We start from the raw sequence: 19,942 nt of genomic DNA on the forward strand, positions 1-19,942 counted from the left end.
CACAGTGGAGGCTTGGAATTTCATTGGCCCCGCCAGAAGCGGGGCTGAATTTTTTTCGATCAATCGAGGCGGATACCGGCTTTGTTGACCAGCGCTCCCCATCGGTCGATTTCGGTGGCAATGTGCTGACTGTAGTGGGACGGACTGTTCGTCCAAACATCTGCACCCTCGACCGAAAGGCGATCGCGGATTTGACTGTCTGCCATGCCTTTCACGATCTCGTTGTTCAACGTCTCGATGATTTCTTTGGGAGTTCCGGCGGGTGCCGAGATGCCATACCACTGCGACGCCTCAAAGCCTGAGAAGGTCTCCGCGACGGTTGGGACTGTCGGAGCTGAGCGAAGACGCGTTTCACCCGACACGGCGAGCGCTTTAAGCTTTCCGGCCTCGACATGTTGGAGGAGGTTCGGCGCGCCGGTAAAGGTTAGTTGTACCCTACCGCCAAGAAGATCAGTAACAGCCGGCGCCGTCCCCTTATACGGAACGTGGGTCATCTTGACGCCAGCCTGCTCATTAAGTGCGACCATCGCGATATGCGCTGCACTGCCATTGCCGCCGGACGCGTAGTTCAACTTGCGGGGGTTTTGCTTCGCATATTCGATGAGCTCGGCGAGAGTGTTTACCGGTACATCGGGATTGACGACGAGCATATTGTGAACCTTAGCGATCCCGCTGACATGCTCGAGGCTCTTCAATGGGTCATAGGATAGCTTCGGATAAAGGGCAGGTGCGACGGCAAGCGTACCAATGTGCCCCATGACCAAGGTATATCCGTCGGGCTGTGCCCTGGCCACGGCCGCTACCCCGACCGTTCCACCTGCTCCGGGTCGTGACTCAACGATGACGGGCTGTTTCAGAGCTGTTTCGAGTTTCTGGCCAAGCAAACGCGCGAGAATGTCGGTCGACCCTCCCGGGGTAAACGGAACGATCAACGTGATGTTCCGGCCTGGGTAGGTTTGCGCCTGAGCGCTCAATCCCGGTAAAGCCGTCGCGGCAGCCGCAGCCGTCCCGATGAGCATCGTGCGCCTGGTAATTCTTATGTCTTGGTTCATGTGCATTCTCCTCCAAAGATGCGTGGTTTTTGTTAGTCGTCCGCGAAAACCTCATCGCGCCCGCGCCGAATGCTCGGTAAAAGGGCGAGAACGAGTGTCACTGCTGCGAGCAAAAGCAATGAGATACTGATCGAGCTTTCTACTAGCGTAGCTAGCGAACCATGGGAGATCAGCAGCGCCCGCCGGAAGTTCTCCTCGATGAGATCTCCCAGCACAAAGCCGAGAAGCAGCGGGGCGGGTTCGAACCCGAGCCGCGTCAATGCGTATCCGAGCAGGCCGAAGAAGCCGATGAATAGCACGTCGGTCGGCATTGAGCTGATCGTGTAAATGCCAATACAGCAAAACAGCAATATCGCCGGGAACATCAACCGGTACGGGACCGTCAAAAGCCTGACCCAGATCCCAACCATTGGGAGATTGATCACAAGCAGCATCAGGTTGCCGATCCACATGGACGCAATCATTCCCCAGAATAGGTCAGGGCTCTTCGTCATGACCTGCGGACCTGGCACGATGCCATGAATGGTCATCGCACCCACCATCAGCGCCATAACTGCGTTAGAGGGGATACCCAGTGTCAGAAGCGGTATGAACGATGTCTGTGCCCCGGCATTGTTGGCTGATTCTGGCCCCGCGACACCTTCGATGGCTCCATTTCCGAAGCGATCGGGCGTCTTGGATATCTTCTTTTCCAATGTGTAAGAAGCGAAGGGACCTAGGATCGCCCCGCTTCCTGGCAAGATACCGAGAATAGCTCCAATCACGGTGCCACGAAGGACCGGCCAACTGGATGCTTTGACGTCGCTCCTGTTCGGTAGCAAACGCCCGATCGCCTTTTTCACGATATCGCGTGTTTCTGGCGCGTCGAGGTTCCTAAGAACTTCGGATATGCCAAATAATCCCATGGCGAGGACCGAGAAATCAATGCCGTCTGCCAGGAACGGCAATCCGAACGTCATCCGTTCTTCGCCGGTCTCAAGGTCTGTCCCCACCGTCGAAAGCAGGATGCCGACCAGGATCATGGCGACAGCCTTGATGACGGACCCTCTTGCCAGAACGACAGCGAAAATTAGCCCCATCACAACCAGTGCAAAATATTCCGGAGCGCCGAACATCAGGGCTATACCGGTAAGTGGACCGCTCAAGGCCGCGATGACAATTGTCGCGACCGTACCGGCAATGAACGATCCGATTGCGGCGACGCCGAGGGCGACGCCAGCTCTGCCCTGCTTCGCCATCTGATGTCCATCAAGCGCCGTCACGACTGATGAGGCTTCACCTGGAATGTTGACGAGGATTGCTGTTGTGGATCCGCCGTATTGGGCACCGTAATAGATGCCTGCTAACATGATCAGGGCACCGGTCGGATCGATGCCGAATGTAATTGGCAGCAGCATGGCTATAGTGGCGATAGGGCCAACGCCTGGCAAGACACCAATCAGGGTGCCAACAAGACATCCGATGAATGCTAAGCCAAGGTTGACTGGGGTGAAGGCGATTGAGAACCCAAAGGCGAGATTAGCGAATAGGTCAGGCATTGTTCGCCTCCGCTTTTTTCGATGCTGTCCCGTCCGCTTTTGCTGATACGACATTGGAGGAGATGTGCGCTGTTATGGCGAGAACTACCAAAAGACCAGTCGTAACCCTCAGCACCAGCTTCGCCGAGATCCCTGACAACACGACGTTCAGAATCTTTGGGAAGACCGGAAGCGGGAGGTTCAAGACGTCCGCAAACAGCAGGATGCTGAATGCCGTCAGTGAAAAAGCGATTATGAGCAGTTCGCGAAGATTTGTCTCAGGCGATGCATAGCCGGCGATAAGCACCGTTGTTGGGCCGGCAATGAGCATGCCGAGACCCGGGGTCGTGACGAGACCAAGGTCGAATGGGCGGATGGTCAACGCAAAGACCGCCACAGAGAGTGAGACCAATGCGAGCCCTCGCCAGTTTGTACGGCCAAAGCCGCTCGCGGGGGATCGCAGGCCCGCAGCGAAAAGCACTGCACCGAGGACGCTGATCGCCATTCCAAGGTATCGAGGCAAGAAGCCCGCGCCCATCGACGACAAGTTGCCCTGGCTCAAATCGCTTGTGAGCCAGATCGCAAAACATCCGAGTGCGATCAGAAATGCGCCCGCAAATACGTTTTCATTGAGCGACGGAGTCGCTTTTCTCCCTAAAGTCATATGCACCTCCCTTGCATACTCTGATAGATCGTGCATTTTTCCCGATGAAACAAACGAATTTAATGAACCATCAGATGATCTAGATTCATTAGGAGTGTAGAGATGAGCATTGTTTCGCGCATGGATTTTCTTGGCCTTCAGGCGTTCGTGGCGATCGCCGATCGAGGTAGCTTTCGCGAAGCAGCACAACACCTTCATTTGTCTCATACGGCGATAAGCCACCGTATTCGAAAGCTTGAAGACGAGGTCGGCCAGAAGCTGTTCATGCGTAGTAGCAAGGAGGTAAGCCTTACCCAGGCGGGGCTGGAACTGCTTCCCAAGGTCAAGGAGATGCTTGCTGTCCTAGCGGCAACGATCGACGACTTGAAGCTATCTGGGAACGCGCGCCGCGAACGAATTGCAATCGGTTGCCTCCCGACATTCGCCGCCGGCCGGCTTCCCGAGATTTTGAAGAGTTTCAGCGCTGCCAATCCTGACGTTGTCGTCCACATCTTCGACAAGTCAGCAGCGGAGATCTCAGACTTGCTCGCAAAAGGTCTCATCGAGTTCGGCATTACCATCATCACCACCAACCGTTGGGACTTTGATGCTGAGGTCCTTGTCGAAGATCCTTTTGTTCTTGTAGCTCCTTCTGATCATGCCTTGGCTCAGCCCATGGCGGTAAAGTGGCGTGACTTGGAGGGTTTCCCGCTTATCCGTGTCTCTCAGCATTCCGGAAACCGCCTCATCATCGACGATGCGCTGGCCGGCTCCGATTTCGACTTGTCGTGGCAATTCGAGGCACAACATCTTCAAACAGCGATTGCGATGGCGCGGGCAGGAACGGCGTTAGCTGTGGTTCCTCGCATGGCTTTTGATGCAACAGCCGACACCGCGCTATCGCTCCAGGTCCTTACCGAGCCGAACGTCTCCCGCGAAATCGGCATCATCACCCGTAAGAGCGGTTCGCTGTCCGCCAATGCGGAAAGACTACGAAATCTTATCCGGCAGTCTTTCGGCTATGTGGGAGACGCATAAATTGCTCGACGATCGCTCGAGCTGCTCGTTAGTCGTTCCAATAGATGCGCATCGGGTTCTCGACGAGAAGCTTTTTCTGAAGTTCGGCAGTCGGCGCTATGCGCGGGATGATGTCAACCAGGTGACCGTCGTCCGGCATGTGAGTGGTCATGTTGGGATGAGGCCAGTCCGTGCCCCAGAGCACGCGATCGGGAAAACGTTCGACCAGCATACGGGCGAAGGGAACGACGTCGTCGTAGCCTGGTGCTCCCGTTTTTGACAGACGCTCCGGGCAACTGACCTTGCTGACGACGTTTTCGTATTCCGCCATCAATTTCACGAAGCGGCCGAATTCCGGACCGTCGACAGGCTTGCTGACGTCCGGTCTTCCCATGTGGTCGACCACGACAGTCGTCGGCAGCGAGGTGAAGAACTTCCATCTTTCCTCAAGGTCTGCTGCTTCGAAATAGATGACGACATGCCAGCCCAACGGTGCGATGCGGTCGATAATGGTGCGGTAATAGGCGTCCGATTTGGGATCTACGAGGCGGCGGACAAAATTGAAGCGTACGCCCCGGACTCCGGCTTCGTTCAGTTGCGAAAGCTCATCGTCGGAAACTGTGTCGCGTACGGTCGCCACGCCGCGTGCCTTGCCGTTGGAGGCTTGCAGTGCATCGACAAGCGCACGGTTGTCTGCGCCATGGCAGGTTGCCTGTACGATGACGTTGCGGTCGAAACCTAGATAGTCGCGCAACGCGAATAATTTGTCCTTACCGGCATCGCAAGGCGTATATTTACGCTCATCTGCATATGGAAAAGCGTTGCCCGGGCCGAAGACATGACAATGCGCGTCGACTGCGCCGGCCGGCGGACGATAGCGCGGTTTGCTGGGATCAGGATCGAAACATAACCAGTTCGGGTCCATCGTGAATGTCGTCATTACAATCCCCTTACCTTCAGTTGTGCGTCGAGACGCGGATAGACGCGACGGGCATTCAGTTCGAACACCTTTTTCTTGTCGGCATCCGAAATATCGAGAGCATCGACATAGCGTTTGGTGTCATCGAAATAATGGCCGGTCTGCGGGTCGATTCCGCGGACAGCGCCCACCATTTCCGAGCCGAACAGGATGTTGTCGACGTCTATGACCTCGAACAGCAAGTCGATGCCGGGCTGATGATAGACGCAGGTATCGAAGAACACGTTTTTCATGACGTGCTCGTCGAGCGGTGGCCGTTTCAGCATGTCCGCCAGTCCGCGATAACGCCCCCAGTGATAGGGGACAGCGCCACCGCCGTGGGGAATTATGAAGCGCAGATCCGGAAAGTCCTTGAACAAGTCACCCTCTAGGAATTGCATGAAGGCAATCGTGTCCGCGGCAATATAGTAGGCGCCGGTGGCATGCATGGCGCAATTGCAACTCCCGGAGACATGGATCATCGCCGGGACATCGAGCTCGACCATTTTCTCGAAGAACGGATACCAGGCCTTGTCCGTCAGAGGCGGTGCATCGAAACGTCCGCCAGACGGATCGGGGTTTAGATTGCAGCCGACAAATCCCAGTTCCGAAACGCAGCGTTCCAGCTCTTCGATCGAGGTGGAAACGGAGATGCCGGGTGTCTGCGGCAGTTGGCAAACACCGACGAATGTCTCCGGATAGAGGTCGACAACGCGCTTGATCAGATCGTTGGAACGCCGTGCCCATACTTTTGCCGCAGGCTGGTCGCCGACGTGGGGCGCCATCGCCGAAGCGCGTGGTGAAAAGATCGTCATGTCGGCGCCGCGCTCGCGCAAGAGCCGCAACTGGTTGGCCTCGATCGTCTCACGGATCTCGTCGTCGGAAATTTCGGGATAAGCTGGATTGATATCGCCACCGCTTTTGATCGCGTCTTCCTGACGACCACGCCATTGAGAATGAGCGGCGGGTGCAGTTGTGTAGTGGCCGTGGCAATCGATAATCATGACGTCCGGGTTCCTCCTGTATTTTTAAGCGTCCTGAAAGCGCGAAGCTGCGGCCGCATCCATGACAAGCGGAAGGAGTTTGGAACGTGATCAGACTTGGTGAGCGGTTCTCCTCCCGGCTCATTGCGTTATAGCTGGCAAGCCGATATCAGCCGTATCGGAATGAGTTACTCTCCATTCGTTTTTCTGAAGTCCAGTCAACACAAGCTCGGCGGAATTCTGCTACGAATGCGGCTTGTAGACGGGTCGGTTGCCAGTCGCTGCGGAACGTCAGGCCAATCTTCCGCTGTGAAGAGAAAGCGCTGGGGATTTCGACGAGAAGGCCGGCAAGCCTTTCAACAACGAACTGGTCTCGCGACATCAACGTTAGCCAGTCATCGTTGAGCATCAAGCCGCGACTGATCGTGACCGAATTGCTTTCGATCCGCATCGGCGGCGGGTCAATACCATGCTCCGTGAATATCGATTCCCATTTCAAGCGCATTGGCGCCCCGCTGGATGCAGTGATCCACGGGAAATCTCTCAGGCTCGTAAAGTCGACCTCTTTGCGCCGGGCCAGAGGGTGTTCCTTGCGTGCAACGATGACCAAGTCATCGTCAAACAATTCCTCTTGCACCACGTCCTTCACGGGTGAGGGATCACGAACGGCACCAATCAGCACATCCATTTGGCCATTGCGAAGATTGACGAGCAGGTCTGCGTACGGCCCTTCAACGACGGCGATACTGGCAGCTGGATTGGCACTGGAAAAACGAGCGAGAGCCCGTGGGAGCAAGATCGTCTGCGCCATGGGTAATGTTCCGATCGTCAGTCGGCCAGCACCATCACGATGAAGCGCCGCCAGTTCATCGAAACCGGCTTCAATTTCGGCAAGCGCCAGGCGTGCAAAGCGTAAGAGATGTGAGGCCGCGTGGGTTGGCTGAACTGTCCGCCCATGTCGCGTGAGAAGCAATACGCCAAGAAGCTGCTCGAGCTCTCGGGACGATCGATGCAAGGCAGGCTCTGATAGTGCGGTCATCTTTGACGCCAACGCAAAGCTGCCTGCCTGATCGACAGCGGTGAGTGCGCGCAACTGTCCGAACGTGATGCGACGTTCGATATTCGGCAATGCAGGCAAGCGGGCTGAGCGACGAACTCCCTGTCCGCCTCTGATAATGTAGGCGAGCGCCCGCTCTATTCGCTGCGTCATGAGGTGGCCCGCCTGGGTCATGACCACACCGCCGGGCTGTCGTTCAAGAAGAATATGCCCAAGCTGAGCTTCCACCTTGGCCACTGCCTGGGTCACGGCCGGCTGCGATAGGTTCATCGCGTTTGCGGCGCTGCTGATGCTACCTAAACGGCCGGCAATCGCGACGGCTTCGAAGTGACGAAAGTTGATCTCACGCTGCAAGGTCATATCGATACTTAACCAGAACTTATGGGCCATGCGCAAATCCATTTTGCCTTTTCAGGCGCTTTGTCCCTTAATTTGGGTCGGAGGTTGAAGAGGAGGTCTTCTACAAAGCCCAACGGGAAAGGTGACCTCTGTGTCTGGCCTTGCAACGGGATCGCTGGAGCGGGCCGGGTTGCTTTCCCTTCATCTCCATGGAGTTCGGATATCGAGCGAGCACAAGCGCGTGCTTGATGTCCGGGGAGTGGCATAGCGCCAATTATGTGCCGGGACCGCAATCCGAGACCCTGTCGGGGTCGGAGCTGAGGTTTCGGGAGGAGAATATCGCGTGACTTATTCAGGAATAAGCAGTCCTGTGCCGACAAGGCCGGGCAAGGTCGGCGAAAGCAGCCGGTTTGGCATTTTAGGGCAGCTCTGGTTTCAGGTTCTCGCCGGCACGGTGATCGGCATCCTGCTCGGCCATTTCGCACCGGAAATAGCGATTGCGATGAAGCCGTTCGGCGATGCTTTCATCAAGATGATCCGAATGATGATCGGGCCGATCATCTTCGTCACCGTTGTTCACGGCATCGCCGGCATGAACGACATGAAGAGCGTTGGCCGGGTTGCTTTGAAGTCGATCTTCTATTTTGAAGTCATTACCACACTTGCCCTGGTTTTCGGCCTTGTTGCCGTCAATCTATGGAAGCCCGGTGCAGGCATGAACATCGATCCGACGACGCTTGATGCATCATCGATCAAATCGTATGTCGCAACGGCGCATGATCAGTCAATGACCGCCTATTTCATGGGTATCATTCCTGACAGTTTCGTTAGCGCCTTCACGGAAGGGCACGTCCTCCAGGTACTGTTCATCTCCGTCCTCTTCGGTATTGCCCTGGCTTCCATCGGCGAGCGCGGCCGTCCGGTCTTTCATGTCATCGAGAGCGCGTCGCAGGGCTTCTTCAAGATCATCGGCTACATCATGTATTTCGCGCCGCTCGGCGCATTTGGAGCCATCGCATTCACCATCGGGCAGTTTGGTACGTCCTCACTCTGGTCGCTGGGTTCGCTGATTATCGAGTTTTTTGCGGTCTGTGCGCTCTTTACCGCAATCGTTTTCGGGATGATTGCGCACTGGTGCGGTGTCAGTCTGTTCCGGTTGTTCAGCTATCTGTGGGATGAAATCATCATTGTCGCAGCCACCACGTCGACCGAGACGGTGCTCCCGCGGCTCATCCAGAAAATGGGTAAGGCTGGTTGCGAGGAATCCGTCGTCGGGTTTGTCATTCCGGCAGGCTATTCGTTCAATCTCGACGGGACGTGCCTCTATCTCACGACGGTCGCGGTGTTTCTCGCCCAGGCAACGAACACGCCTCTCACCATCTGGCATGAATTGAGCCTAATCGGCGTGCTTCTCCTGACATCGAAGGGGGCTGCGGGCGTTGCGGGTGCGGCATTTGTCGTTCTTGCAGCCACGCTCAACACGACCGGCGCCATCCCTGTCGCGAGCATCGCTCTGATCCTCGGCATTCACCGCATTCTGGCCGAAGGGCTGACTTTCGTGAACCTCATCGGCAATTCCCTGGCATCGATTGTCATCGCCAAATGGGAAGGCAAGCTCGATGAAAAGATGCTGGCAGAGACGGTTGGCAATGTTCGCTTAAGACGCGCTCAAGGCGTTGTTGCCGCGTGAACCTCTCGCAGACTTTCTCATAGGTAAAAGGACTTATTGAAATGGGTATCGTTGTTCAAAATATCGAGCGGGTCGAAGCCGACATCATCAGGCGTCTTGGCGCGGCTGGTGTCGCTACGGTGCATGAGGCACAGGGCCGGAAGGGAATGTTGGCGAGCTACATGCGCCCGATCTATGCCGGTGGTCAGGTCGCTGGGTCGGCGGTCACCATTTCCTCGCCTCCTGGCGACAACTGGATGCTGCATGTTGCAATTGAACAGTTGAAGGACGGGGACATCCTTGTGTTGGCGCCAACCTCCCCCTGCGACAACGGTTATTTCGGCGATCTTCTGGCGACCTCGGCAATGGCCCGCGGCTGCAAGGGCTTGGTCATCGACGCGGGCGTACGTGATATCCGCGACCTGACGGCAATGGGTTTTCCGGTTTGGTCCAAGGCAATCTCCGCGCAGGGGACGGTGAAGGAGACGTTGGGCTCCGTCAACGTGCCGATTGTCTGTGCCGGTGCACATATAGAGGCCGGGGACGTTATCGTCGCCGATGATGACGGCGTATGCGTTGTCAAGCGCATCGAGGCGTCAACCGTACTCGCCGCTGCGGAAAAGCGGCTTGCGAACGAAGACGCCAAGCGCACCAAGCTTGCTGCCGGAGAACTCGGCCTGGATATCTACCATATGCGCCCGATGCTTGAGCAGAAGGGTCTCAAATATGTTTGAAGAAGGCATTCCGTGCCTTTGGATGCGCGGCGGCACATCCAAAGGGGCATATTTCCTCGGGCAACATATACCCGGTGAGCCGCGCGCGCGCGATGCATTGCTGCTCGCCATCATGGGATCGCCGGACCCGCGCCAGATCGATGGTATAGGCGGCGCCGATCCACTCACGTCGAAGGTCGCAGTTCTTTCACCTTCGACGCGCAATGATGCGGATGTCGACTACCTATTTCTGCAGGTTTTTGTCGACCAGGCTCTGGTGAGCGATGCGCAAGGATGCGGGAACATCTTGGCGGGGGTTGGCCCCGCCGCGATCGAACGCGGGCTCGTCACGGCAACAGACGGGGTCACCGAAGTCCGCATCCACATGGTCAACTCAGGGGAGGTGGCTGTGGCGAAGGTCTCTACCCCTGGTCAGCGCGTGGACTATCGAGGCGAAACCGAAATCGCCGGCGTACCGGGTCGCCACGCGGCTGTGCCGCTATTATTCGAGAACATTGCTGGATCGATGTGTGGATCATTGCTGCCCACCGGTAATGAAGCGGATGTTATTGATGGCATCTCTGCAACCCTCATAGACAACGGCATGCCATGCGTCGTGATGCGCGCCTCGGATTTCGGCCTGAGCGGCTCGGAGACGCGCGAACAAATTGAAGCCGATGCGGAACTGAAGCAGCGTATCGAAACGATCCGATTGAAAGCCGGGCCTATGATGAACCTCGGGGACGTCACAGCTGCTTCGGTTCCAAAGATGACTTTGGTCTCAAAAGCGTTCGATGGTGGAGCAATCTCCACCCGCAGCTTCATTCCCCATCGCGTCCATGCGTCGGTTGGCGTTCTGGCAGCCGTGACCGTCGCCACTGCAACGCAGCTAGCCAAGAGTCCGGCTGCGGAACTCGTCACGAAACCAGACAATGGCCGTTACAGGATCGAGCATCCCACCGGCGCCATGGAGGTATTTCTCGACATCGATGCTGACGGAAAGATCAAAGCGGCTGGCACCGTGCGAACGGCGCGCAAGCTTTTCGACGGGTTAGTGTTTCCTGCACCGATGGACTGACGATCACAACCGCTCATCACCGATGGAAGAGGAGCCTCGGCGGTGAGCGCTATCCAGGATCATCCAAAAACCAAGCTGCCCTGCGGCTTAAATGGGAGGAGAAGACATGAGACTGTTCGTTCGTAAGATCGCTGGTGGTTTTTGTAAAGCTAGGAGGTTCACCATGGCGGTTGGAGCATTTGCGTTGGCAGGTGTGTTTCCTAACTTTGCTGCGGCACAAAGTTACCCGGAGCGAGAGATCACCCTCGTTTTGCCTTTTGGTCCTGGAGGGATCGCCGACATAACTGCGCGCATCGTGTCGGATGCACTCGGCAAAAAGCTCGGACGTCAGATCATAATCATGAACCAGCCTGGAGCTGGTGGAGCGTCCGCGGCACGTGCCGTTCTCAATGCTGAGCCGGATGGCTACACGCTTGCCCTTTTTTCGAACGGAACGGCGATCAGCGTGCCGCTGTTTAAAAAGTTACCCTTCGATCCAGTTGCCGAGTTCGTACCGGTTTCCAGCCTTGCTTACTTCGATTTCGTTTTCGTCACCAAGGCGGGTAGCAAGTTCAACTCGCTGAAGGATGTTCTGGATGCCGCAAAGGCAGATCCGGGCGCGTTGAACGTTGGGACGATCAACACAGGCAGCAGCCAGAACCTCGCGGCTGAACTATTCAAATCATCCGCCGGGATAGATTTCACAATCGTTCCTTACAAGGCCACTCCTGACCTCCAAGTCGCATTGTTGGGAGGCGAACTCGACATGATCATTGACAGTCCATCGGCGTTAAAGGCCGCGTTGCAACAGAACAACGCCATTGCGATTGCTTCTTCCGGAGCTCAGCGATCAAGTCTTACAGGAGATGTTCCCACGGTCGCGGAGGCGGGTGTTACGGGCTTCGAAGTCACTTCGTGGAATGCTGTTTTTGCGCCCAAGGGGACGCCGCGAGAGGTATTGGATGTCCTCAATGGGGCCCTCAAGGAGGTGCTTGCGGACGAAGGGATAAAAAAGCGCTTTGCAGACTTGGGCGTTGAGGCACGTTCGAGCGAACCGCAGGAAATCGGAAAGCGGCTGGCAGATGATATCGCGAAATGGTCGTCGGTGATCAATCGTGCGGGTGTGCCGAAGCAGTGAAAAAATGGGTCGGCTTGGGTGCTCGCTATTCCATATCGGCTTTGGAATACTTGTCTACAATTTCAAGAAATTGGCGTTGAGGCGCGGTGGGCACCCAGTTGGCTCGAGTGGTGAGACCTATCGGGCGAGCCGTTTGCTCAAGGTCCGGCGATATGGATGAAATGAGGCCGCGCGACAGCTCTGCTTGAGCTTGGCGGTATGAGATGCATCCAAGGTGATCGGTTGTCAGCAGCAGTTCCCGCATTAGGATAAGCGAAGCCGATTCCACGATGCTGTCCGGACGACAGTTCCACCGTTCGAACATGCGATCGAACTGGGTACGAATTGGCGTTCCGGGCAGGCCGACGATCCAGGGGTATTCCACGAGCCTATCAGCTCGCACGGGCATATCTCTCAGTATCGGATGAGATTTCCCGGCAACGATCACAATTGTGTCGCTGAAGAGAAATGTTTGCTTAACGTCGGCAATCGGAAGTGGGTCGCGAAGGGCGCCGATCAGGAAATCGATCTCACCTCGACGCAGGCCGGCCAGAAGTTCGGCGTAAGGTCCGTCGACAATTTGAATTGTGATCTTTCTGCGCCAATTGCGAAATTCGGCGATGGCTCTTGGCAGTAAATACGAACGCGACAAGGGTAGCGCACCAACAACGATCTTGCCAACCTCTTCCGACCGCGTTTCCGCCAGATCGACTTCCGCCTGTATAAGTTCGGCAAAGGCGAGCCTTGCTGCCTCGGCAATGCTGACAGCCTGTTTCGTGGCTATGATGCCGTAAGATGTCCGCTCGAACAGTGGCTTGGCGGCCTCTGCCTCCAATTGTGTTACGGCGCGATGGACGGTGGGCTGTGCCAGACCGAGCCTACGAGCCGCCAGCGTAAAGTTGCCGGCTTCCTTGACCGCGATCAGCGCTTCAAGCTGGGATGTGGTTGCGATAAGTTTTAGCCGTGGACTGAGCTCGGTGAGGGCTGGATCGAGAAAATCGAAGGCGCGCCGTACGCGCCGCTCCAGAACCTGGCCTTCGGTATTGGGAAAAAGCCCCTGCGCCGTGCGCTCGAATAGCGGCGTCTTCAAAATGCGCTCGATCTTCGAAAGTGCCTGGGTGACTGCGGGCTGCGACAGATAGCAAAGCGCCGCCGCCCGGGTTACCGAATTGGTGTCGGCAACCGCGAGGAAGACCCGCAGATGTCGAAGATTGTGTTGAACGTTCGATGCGGTCTGAACCAGGGTCACGTCGGGAGGGATTTCAATATTGCATCTGCCCGCCCGGTCAGGCTGGCGTCGGTGATTTCGGCGTCGAGTTCGCCAAGTTGGCTTTGCCAGTCCACGGTGGCAAGGGCCATGCGATTGGGCAGGTTCAATTCGCTCAACGTCATCGCAACCTCGCGCATCTCAGCGGCGCGCCGTTTTCCATGGACCAGCATTCTCTCCAGATTGTATGCGGAACGAGCGGTCCAGTCTATGCCGGGGTCGGACGCCTGAAGCGAGGCGAGCACTTGTTGCTCGACGCCGGCGCGCCGAGCAGCCAGCATGCATTCTGCAGTTAGCGCCTCAAGCCCCTTGATCATCACCGAGCGAAGCATTTTGATCGAAGATGCCTCGCCGACGTTCTCGCCGGCAATCCGGGCCTTCATGCCGAGATCGGCCAGCAAAGCCAGCGCACTCGGTGCATTTTCGCCCGAAAGCAGGAGCGGCGTGCGATGCCGGCCGGGATGGACCGGAGACATGACAGCGACGTCGACATATCGGGCGCCCGCGCCTTCGATCAGCGCGGCGGCGGCTGACTTGGTCGCAGGGGAACAGGAATTGCAGTCGAGATAAAGGCTGTTTTCTTCAAGAAAGGGCAGGGCTGCTTTTGCCGCTTCCAACGCGCAGTCGGCCGTGACGAGGCTGAAGATCGCCGAACTGTCCTTGAAGGCTACTGCCCGCGTCTGAGCGCAGGTGACGTCGAGCTTTGCGCAGGCATCGATGAGCACATTATGTTGCGCCTTGTCCTCGATCTTGATATCGAAAGTTGAAACTAGGCCCAGTTTTTGCGCATCGATTTCGCTTCGCCAGCCGGAGACGAAGGCCTGAGCCGCTTCACCGAAGCCCAAAGTCGCTATTTTCAACATGATCTCTCCCGAACCGCGCGCCAACCCAATCTAATGTCCTGTGCAGGGGCGCGCGATGTCGCGCCCCTATTTTGTGCAGGTGATCAGGCGCTTACTGTGCCGGATCCTTCACTTTTTCAAAGGTCTTGAACTCAGTGTTGTAGAGCGCGCCTTCAACGCGCTCTACCTTGCGCATGTAGATATTCTGTACGATGTCGCGGGTGTCAGGGTCGATCGAAATTGGCCCGCGTGGGCTGTCGAGTTGCATACCCTTGGCCGCATCGACAAACTTATCGCCGCTGGTATCGCCCTTGGTCTTGTCGAGCGTCTTGTAGATAAGATCCAGCGAATCCCACGCAGCGGCAGCCACCATATTGGGGCGCATCCCGTCATTGCTCTTCTTGAAAGCTTCAACGAAGGCCTTGTTCTGAGGAGAATCGTGGTTGGTCGAGTAAGGTCCGCCTGTGATGACACCGATCACGGGGTCGCCCATGCTGTCGAGGATGTCGTCATCGGTGACGTCGGCCATGGCGATGACCTTGATGCCGGACTTGTCGAGACCGCGTTCGACGAACTGCTTCATGAAGGCAGCGCCTGCGCCGGTTGGCACGAAGACGAACAGCGCCTCAGGCTTTTCGTCGGCCGCACGCTGCAGGAAGGGGGCAAAATCCGGGTTAGCCAGCGGTACCTTGAGTTTCGATACGACCGTGCCGCCATTCGCTTCGATCGCTTTCACGAACCATTCCTCTGCATCTTTCCCCGGACCGTAATCCGACACCACGCTGACGAATTTCTTGGCGCCGTTTTCCGGCGCCCATTTGCCGATTACGCTGGCGACCTGAGGGATGGTCCAGGAGGTGCGCAGGATATATGGCGAGGCCTTCATGATCGACGAGGTCGCTGCTACCATGATGACCTGCGGGACCTTTGCGCGTTTGGACAATTGCGCCACGGAAAGTGCGGTCGGCGTATTGCCGAAACCGGTCAGGATCGAAACCTTGTCATTGGCGACAAGCTCCTGTGAAATTCGCAGCGCGTTATCCGGGACGCTGCCATCGTCCTTGACGATGAATTCGATCTTCTTGCCGCCGGCAGTCTCGCCATGGGTCGCCACATAAGCCTTCAACGCTGCGTTGATCTGGCGGCCGTTTGATTGGAAACCACCAGTCAACGGAATGACCACACCAACCTTGACACTGTCATCGGCGTGCAGCGTGGAGGCTCCCCCCGCCATCAGCGCAACCGCGGCCATCGCGCCTGTCAGGAACTTGTTCAATCGTTTCATTCTCTCCTCCTGTGTTTTGGTTTTCATTGTCCTGTGGTTTTTAAACTTGCGCGCCGACCCCCAGAAACCGACCCAGAGTCTGGTGATCGGCCGCAAGCGTCGAGCTTTGGCAGGCATGAGCGACGCTGCCCCGGTCAAGAATGATCGCCTCATCCGTGATGGAGAGGATCTGCTGGGCATGCTGCTCTACGATGATTGCCGCCATTCCTTCGTCGCGAACGATCTTCCTGATCGCAGCAAGAAGTTCCTCGACGATGATCGGCGCTAATCCTTCGGTCGGCTCATCAAGCAGAAGGACTTTCGGATTGAGGACCAATGCGCGGGCGATAGACAGCATCTGTTGCTCGCCTCCTGAGAGCTGATTGCCGAAATTCGAGCGCCGTTCTTCCAGCCGGGGAAAGAGCGCATACATGGAAGCAAGCGTCCATTTCCCCCGTCGCGCGACCGCCGTGATGTTCTCCTCGACGGTCAGCGAGCGGAAGATGCCGCGTTCCTGCGGCACCCAGCCGAGACCCGTCTCGACGCGGCGCTCCGGCATCATCTTCGTCACATCGAGGCCGTCGAGCGTGATCACTCCGCCATGGTGACGGGTCAGGCCCACCATGGTGTTGAGCAGTGTCGTCTTGCCGACGCCATTGCGCCCAAGCAGGGCCATGGCCTTGCCACGTTCGAGTGTAAGATCGATGCCGTGGATGACGGTCGCCTTGCCGTATCCGGCCGAAAGCGATGTTATGCTGAGCAGTTCACCCATGCTCTGCGCCTCCAAGATAGACTTGCTTGACCCGCTGGTCTTTCGAGATTTCCTCGACGGAGCCCTCCGCAAAGAGCGCACCGGCCACGAGAACGGAAATGCGATTGGCAAAATTGAAGACGAGATCCATGTCGTGCTCGATCAACAGAATGGAGACCTCGTTGGGAAGGGCGGCAATCCGCGCCATCACCTCCTTGCGATCGGCCTCGGGAACGCCGGCTGCCGGTTCGTCGAGCAGCAGAACCTTCGGCTTGCAGGCGACGGCTAGTGCGATCTCCAAGAGTCGCTGCTTACCATAGGGGAGAGAGGAGCATTTCTCGTCGAACACCGTGTCGAGTCCGAAGTCTTTCAGCAGTTGTGCGACTTCCGTTTCGGTCCCGGCAAACTTCGCCGCGGATCGCAAGCAGTTCCAGCCGCGCCCTTCGCGTTCAGTGATCACCAGCATCAGGCTTTCCACGACAGTGAGGCCCGCAAAAAGCTGGTTGATCTGGAAAGTACGCACGAGCCCACGATGAACGCGGCGTTCGCGGTTCAGCCCCGTCACGCTCTCGCCGTCAAGAAGTACATCACCACTCGAAGGGCGGATAACACCTGTTAGAAGGTTGATGAAGGTCGTCTTGCCGGCACCGTTCGGGCCGATTAGTGCATGGCGAGCGCCCTTGGCGAGACGAAAGCTGACATCGGTGGTCGCTTTCAACGCACCGAAGGTTTTGTTGAGATTTCGGGTTTCCAGTGCGACAGCCGTCATGACGCCTTGCCTTCGCTATTGAGGTTTCGGGACTGTGCGACGGTACGTTTTCTGCGCGTCAGCCTAGCGGTGAGTATTTCCACGGTTTGGCGTGGACGATCGCGTCCGATGATGACAAAGGCGATCAGCAGAAGTCCGAGCCAAAACTGCCAGTATTGCGGCGTGAGCGACGATAGCGTGTCCTGGATGAGTTTATAGACCAGGGCACCAACGATCCCGCCATACAGATAGCCGGTCCCACCGATCACGAGCACCATCAGGCCATCGGCAGATTTCTGAAACGATAGGACATCGAGTGAGATGAACTGCTGGGTCTGGGTAAAAAGCGCGCCGGCGATGCCGGCATAGGCACCGGAGAGTGTATAGACGACAATCAGGCGCGCCTTGACGGGAACCCCAATTGCAGATGCGCGCAAGGGATTGTCACGGATCGCTCTCAGCGAATAACCAAAGGGAGAGGCGACGATGAAGCGGGCGATGACGAACAGAACGAAGAGGACGGCGAGACTGTAGGCGTAGCCAGTATGACCATAAAAATCGAACTCGAAGCGTCCAAACAAGGGTTCGATCGTGATCCCTTGAAGTCCATCAGCGCCGCCGGTCAGCCAACTCGCCTGGTTGGCGATCTCATGCAGGACCGCGGCGACGCCGAGCGTGACCATCAGCCGCGTCAGATCCGCCCCGCGCAAAAGGAGCAGGCTTGTCGGCAAAGCGACTGTCGCTCCAGCAAGGGCAGCGATCAGGAGCCCGGTCAACGGTTCACCAGTGACATAGATCGAAAACAGTCCGCTCGCATAAGCGCCAACGCCAAACATTGCAGCCTGGCCGAGCGTCACGATACCGGCATAGCCGAGTACGAGGTCGATCGACAGCGCAAGGACGGCAAAGCCGACAATCTCGGTCAGGATCAGATGCTCACCTGGAGCTAAGAACCATGCGGCCACGGCGCAAACCCAGAAGATGATCTCGAGCGGCGACCAGCGAGTTTTGCGCCGCATGCCGGCATCGATGTTAGCGGGAATGACGGGGGCTTCTGTTTTGCTGTGCGGCATTAGTTCGCCCTTGCGAAAAGGCCCTGCGGGCGCACGACCAGCACCGCGACGAGGACGATATAGAGGATAAAGCCGCCAAGCGACGGGACGTAATATTTGCCGAGCACGTCGGCGACGCCGAGAAGGATCGAGGCGACCAGGGGGCCGGTCATGCTGGATGTGCCGCCGACGGACACAACGATCAGGAAATAGACCATGAACTTCAACGGAAAGGTTGGGTCGAGGCCCAAGATCTCAGCGCCGAGCGCGCCGCCAAGGCCGGCAAGGCCGGAACCAACGGCGAAGGTCACGGCAAAGATCGTGTTGACCCGGATGCCAACTCCACGGGCGACGCGCCGGTCATCAACCGACGCCCGCAGTCGGCTGCCAAAACGCGTGCGGGCAAGAACAAGCTGAAGTGCGACAGCAAGAATACCGCAGACGACGATCAGAAAGGCGCGATAGACGCCGATGCCGACACCGAATATCGTCAGGCGGCCGTGTAGGTATTCCGGCAGTCTGAGGATCTGCTGCTGCGATCCCATGACGTAGTCGATCCCGGCTACGGCGACAAATACGATGCCGATCGAAAACAGCACCTGGTCGAGATGACTCTTGTCGTAAAGGCGGCAATAGAGCGTCTTTTCCAAGAGCCCGCCCACAAGTGCGGTGACGAGGAAAGCGGCTGGCAGGGACAAAAGAAAAGGCACGCCCAAGCGGTTGGTCAGGATGACCGTGACATAGCCGCCGGCCATGGCGAAGGCACCGTGGGCGAGATTGATAAAGTTCATGAGCCCGAGGGTAACGGCCAGTCCGCATGACAATACGAACAGCAGCATCCCGTAGGCGAGCCCATCGAATAGAAGGGTCAGCATTTTTCCTCCCGACAGATGCCCTCCTCCTCAGAGCGGCACCAAACTCGAACTTTCTCCATGGCAATCGCGAGAGCGGCGCCAGTTCGAGGCCCAAGGCTTACGCCAATGTTGGATAATGCCTATTTCAAATTGGCGTGGTCATCATAAAAAATAGCTATAGCTGTCTGTTTTTCGGAGCCGGTGCCTATAGCAATATCTTATGGATTTGAGCGGAAATCCAAATTGGCAAATCGGCCTTCGAAGCATGGAATCTCTGCCAAGAGGAAGGAGATCATCATGTCTGAGAAAAAGACGGCGCTTGTCATCAGCGCGCATGCCGCGGATTTCGTCTGGCGCTGCGGCGGCGCAATCGCGCTCCATGCGGAAATGGGATATGACGTTACTGTCGTATGCCTGTCGTTCGGCGAGCGTGGCGAGTCCGCCAAGCTCTGGAAACAGCCTGGAATGACCTTGGACAGGGTTAAATCCGCGCGTCGAACGGAAGCCGAGCAAGCAGCCAGAACGCTTGGCGTTCATAACATCATCGGTTTCGAGCTCGGGGATTATCCGCTTCGACTGACGGACGAGGACAAGTATCGCCTGGTCGATGTGATCAGGGATGTGCAGCCGTCCTTCATGCTCAGTCATTCGCAATATGATCCCTATAATACCGACCATATGTATGCGACGCAGGTTGCACTGGAAACCCGAATGATCGCCCAGGCATGGGGCCATAATCCTGGCGAAAAAGTTCTTGGTGCGCCGCAACTCTACCTCTTCGAGCCGCATCAGACCGAACAGATGGGCTGGAAGCCGGATGTATTCCTCGATATCACCTCTGTCTGGGAGAAGAAGCGCGCGGCGATCGAATGCATGGAGGGCCAAGAGCATCTGTGGGAATTCTACACCCGCGTCGCTCAGAACCGCGCCAATCACTTCCAGCGTAATTCCGGCGGCCAGTCGGGCGGTCGGGCAGTACAATATGCAGAAGGCTTTCAGTCCGTCTTCCCGCGAACGGTCGATGAACTCTGACAGGCCTTGG

At 57.1% G+C, this 19,942-nt stretch carries 19 protein-coding genes; 6 read left to right on the forward strand and 13 right to left on the reverse strand.

The window, feature by feature from the left end; translation table 11 throughout:
* Positions 1 to 59 precede the first annotated feature (59 nt).
* From ACQZ5K_RS19270 to ACQZ5K_RS19280, 3 genes are read right to left on the reverse strand one after another with little or no spacing between them, the layout of a single operon-like run.
* Positions 60 to 1,052 carry a Bug family tripartite tricarboxylate transporter substrate binding protein gene (locus ACQZ5K_RS19270; protein WP_236762486.1) on the reverse strand — a complete coding sequence of 331 codons (993 nt, stop codon included), beginning with the start codon at positions 1,050 to 1,052 and terminating at the stop codon, positions 60 to 62.
* A gap of 32 nt (positions 1,053 to 1,084) precedes the next feature.
* Entirely contained in the window at positions 1,085 to 2,590 is a 1,506-nt protein-coding gene (locus ACQZ5K_RS19275; RefSeq protein ID WP_448741147.1) for a tripartite tricarboxylate transporter permease, read from the reverse strand.
* Positions 2,583 to 3,233 carry a tripartite tricarboxylate transporter TctB family protein gene (locus ACQZ5K_RS19280; protein ID WP_174057915.1) on the reverse strand — a complete coding sequence of 217 codons (651 nt, stop codon included), beginning with the start codon at positions 3,231 to 3,233 and terminating at the stop codon, positions 2,583 to 2,585. The genes ACQZ5K_RS19275 and ACQZ5K_RS19280 overlap by 8 nt, the downstream gene beginning before the upstream one ends.
* 102 nt (positions 3,234 to 3,335) lie before the next feature.
* Here ACQZ5K_RS19280 and ACQZ5K_RS19285 point away from each other — a divergent pair, with 102 nt between their 5' ends.
* The gene (locus tag ACQZ5K_RS19285; protein ID WP_149622378.1) at positions 3,336 to 4,250 is read left to right on the forward strand and encodes a LysR family transcriptional regulator; all 915 of its coding nucleotides are present in this window, start codon (positions 3,336 to 3,338) and stop codon (positions 4,248 to 4,250) included.
* A gap of 28 nt (positions 4,251 to 4,278) precedes the next feature.
* Here the strand turns inward: ACQZ5K_RS19285 and ACQZ5K_RS19290 are convergent, their stop codons facing one another.
* From ACQZ5K_RS19290 to ACQZ5K_RS19300, 3 genes are all read right to left on the reverse strand, one after another.
* Positions 4,279 to 5,169 (reverse strand): amidohydrolase family protein, encoded by an 891-nt coding sequence (locus ACQZ5K_RS19290; protein ID WP_149622379.1) that lies wholly within the window; start codon positions 5,167 to 5,169, stop codon positions 4,279 to 4,281.
* The gene (locus ACQZ5K_RS19295; RefSeq protein ID WP_149622380.1) at positions 5,169 to 6,191 is read right to left on the reverse strand and encodes an amidohydrolase family protein; all 1,023 of its coding nucleotides are present in this window, start codon (positions 6,189 to 6,191) and stop codon (positions 5,169 to 5,171) included. The genes ACQZ5K_RS19290 and ACQZ5K_RS19295 overlap by 1 nt, the downstream gene beginning before the upstream one ends.
* A gap of 148 nt (positions 6,192 to 6,339) precedes the next feature.
* Positions 6,340 to 7,617 (reverse strand): LysR substrate-binding domain-containing protein, encoded by a 1,278-nt coding sequence (locus tag ACQZ5K_RS19300; RefSeq protein WP_236760057.1) that lies wholly within the window; start codon positions 7,615 to 7,617, stop codon positions 6,340 to 6,342.
* Positions 7,618 to 7,909: 292 nt separating this feature from the next.
* Between ACQZ5K_RS19300 and dctA the strand changes: the two genes are divergently transcribed.
* The 4 genes from dctA (at position 7,910) to ACQZ5K_RS19320 (ending at position 12,143) form a co-directional block, all read left to right on the forward strand.
* On the forward strand, positions 7,910 to 9,256 hold the full coding sequence (gene dctA, locus ACQZ5K_RS19305) for a C4-dicarboxylate transporter DctA (RefSeq protein ID WP_423752644.1): 1,347 nt from the start codon (positions 7,910 to 7,912) through the stop codon (positions 9,254 to 9,256).
* Between the two features lie 41 nt (positions 9,257 to 9,297).
* Positions 9,298 to 9,969, forward strand: a complete 672-nt coding sequence (locus ACQZ5K_RS19310) for a 4-carboxy-4-hydroxy-2-oxoadipate aldolase/oxaloacetate decarboxylase (protein ID WP_149622381.1) — start codon at positions 9,298 to 9,300, stop codon at positions 9,967 to 9,969.
* Complete coding sequence (locus ACQZ5K_RS19315; protein WP_149622382.1) at positions 9,962 to 11,026, forward strand: 4-oxalomesaconate tautomerase; 1,065 nt, start codon at positions 9,962 to 9,964, stop codon at positions 11,024 to 11,026. The genes ACQZ5K_RS19310 and ACQZ5K_RS19315 overlap by 8 nt, the downstream gene beginning before the upstream one ends.
* A gap of 106 nt (positions 11,027 to 11,132) precedes the next feature.
* The gene (locus ACQZ5K_RS19320; RefSeq protein WP_149622383.1) at positions 11,133 to 12,143 is read left to right on the forward strand and encodes a Bug family tripartite tricarboxylate transporter substrate binding protein; all 1,011 of its coding nucleotides are present in this window, start codon (positions 11,133 to 11,135) and stop codon (positions 12,141 to 12,143) included.
* A 25-nt stretch (positions 12,144 to 12,168) separates the two neighbouring features.
* Here ACQZ5K_RS19320 and ACQZ5K_RS19325 read toward each other — a convergent pair whose 3' ends face one another.
* The 7 genes from ACQZ5K_RS19325 to ACQZ5K_RS19355 form a co-directional block, all read right to left on the reverse strand.
* On the reverse strand, positions 12,169 to 13,371 hold the full coding sequence (locus ACQZ5K_RS19325) for a LysR family transcriptional regulator (RefSeq protein ID WP_149622384.1): 1,203 nt from the start codon (positions 13,369 to 13,371) through the stop codon (positions 12,169 to 12,171).
* Entirely contained in the window at positions 13,368 to 14,252 is an 885-nt protein-coding gene (locus ACQZ5K_RS19330; RefSeq protein ID WP_149622385.1) for an NAD(P)-dependent oxidoreductase, read from the reverse strand. Before ACQZ5K_RS19330 ends, ACQZ5K_RS19325 begins: the two co-directional genes overlap by 4 nt.
* Positions 14,253 to 14,343: 91 nt before the next feature.
* Positions 14,344 to 15,516 (reverse strand): ABC transporter substrate-binding protein, encoded by a 1,173-nt coding sequence (locus ACQZ5K_RS19335; protein ID WP_149622386.1) that lies wholly within the window; start codon positions 15,514 to 15,516, stop codon positions 14,344 to 14,346.
* A 40-nt stretch (positions 15,517 to 15,556) separates the two neighbouring features.
* Entirely contained in the window at positions 15,557 to 16,267 is a 711-nt protein-coding gene (locus ACQZ5K_RS19340; RefSeq protein ID WP_149622387.1) for an ABC transporter ATP-binding protein, read from the reverse strand.
* The gene (locus ACQZ5K_RS19345) at positions 16,260 to 17,015 is read right to left on the reverse strand and encodes an ABC transporter ATP-binding protein (protein ID WP_153315401.1); all 756 of its coding nucleotides are present in this window, start codon (positions 17,013 to 17,015) and stop codon (positions 16,260 to 16,262) included. The genes ACQZ5K_RS19340 and ACQZ5K_RS19345 overlap by 8 nt, the downstream gene beginning before the upstream one ends.
* Positions 17,012 to 18,067 carry a branched-chain amino acid ABC transporter permease gene (locus ACQZ5K_RS19350; protein WP_153315403.1) on the reverse strand — a complete coding sequence of 352 codons (1,056 nt, stop codon included), beginning with the start codon at positions 18,065 to 18,067 and terminating at the stop codon, positions 17,012 to 17,014. The genes ACQZ5K_RS19345 and ACQZ5K_RS19350 overlap by 4 nt, the downstream gene beginning before the upstream one ends.
* The gene (locus ACQZ5K_RS19355; protein WP_149622390.1) at positions 18,067 to 18,921 is read right to left on the reverse strand and encodes a branched-chain amino acid ABC transporter permease; all 855 of its coding nucleotides are present in this window, start codon (positions 18,919 to 18,921) and stop codon (positions 18,067 to 18,069) included. Before ACQZ5K_RS19355 ends, ACQZ5K_RS19350 begins: the two co-directional genes overlap by 1 nt.
* A 276-nt stretch (positions 18,922 to 19,197) precedes the next feature.
* Between ACQZ5K_RS19355 and ACQZ5K_RS19360 the strand changes: the two genes are divergently transcribed.
* Positions 19,198 to 19,932: a PIG-L deacetylase family protein gene (locus ACQZ5K_RS19360; RefSeq protein ID WP_149622391.1), complete on the forward strand. Its 735-nt coding sequence runs from the start codon at positions 19,198 to 19,200 to the stop codon at positions 19,930 to 19,932.
* Positions 19,933 to 19,942 lie beyond the last annotated feature (10 nt).

This window comes from Agrobacterium sp. 22-226-1 (assembly GCF_053522345.1).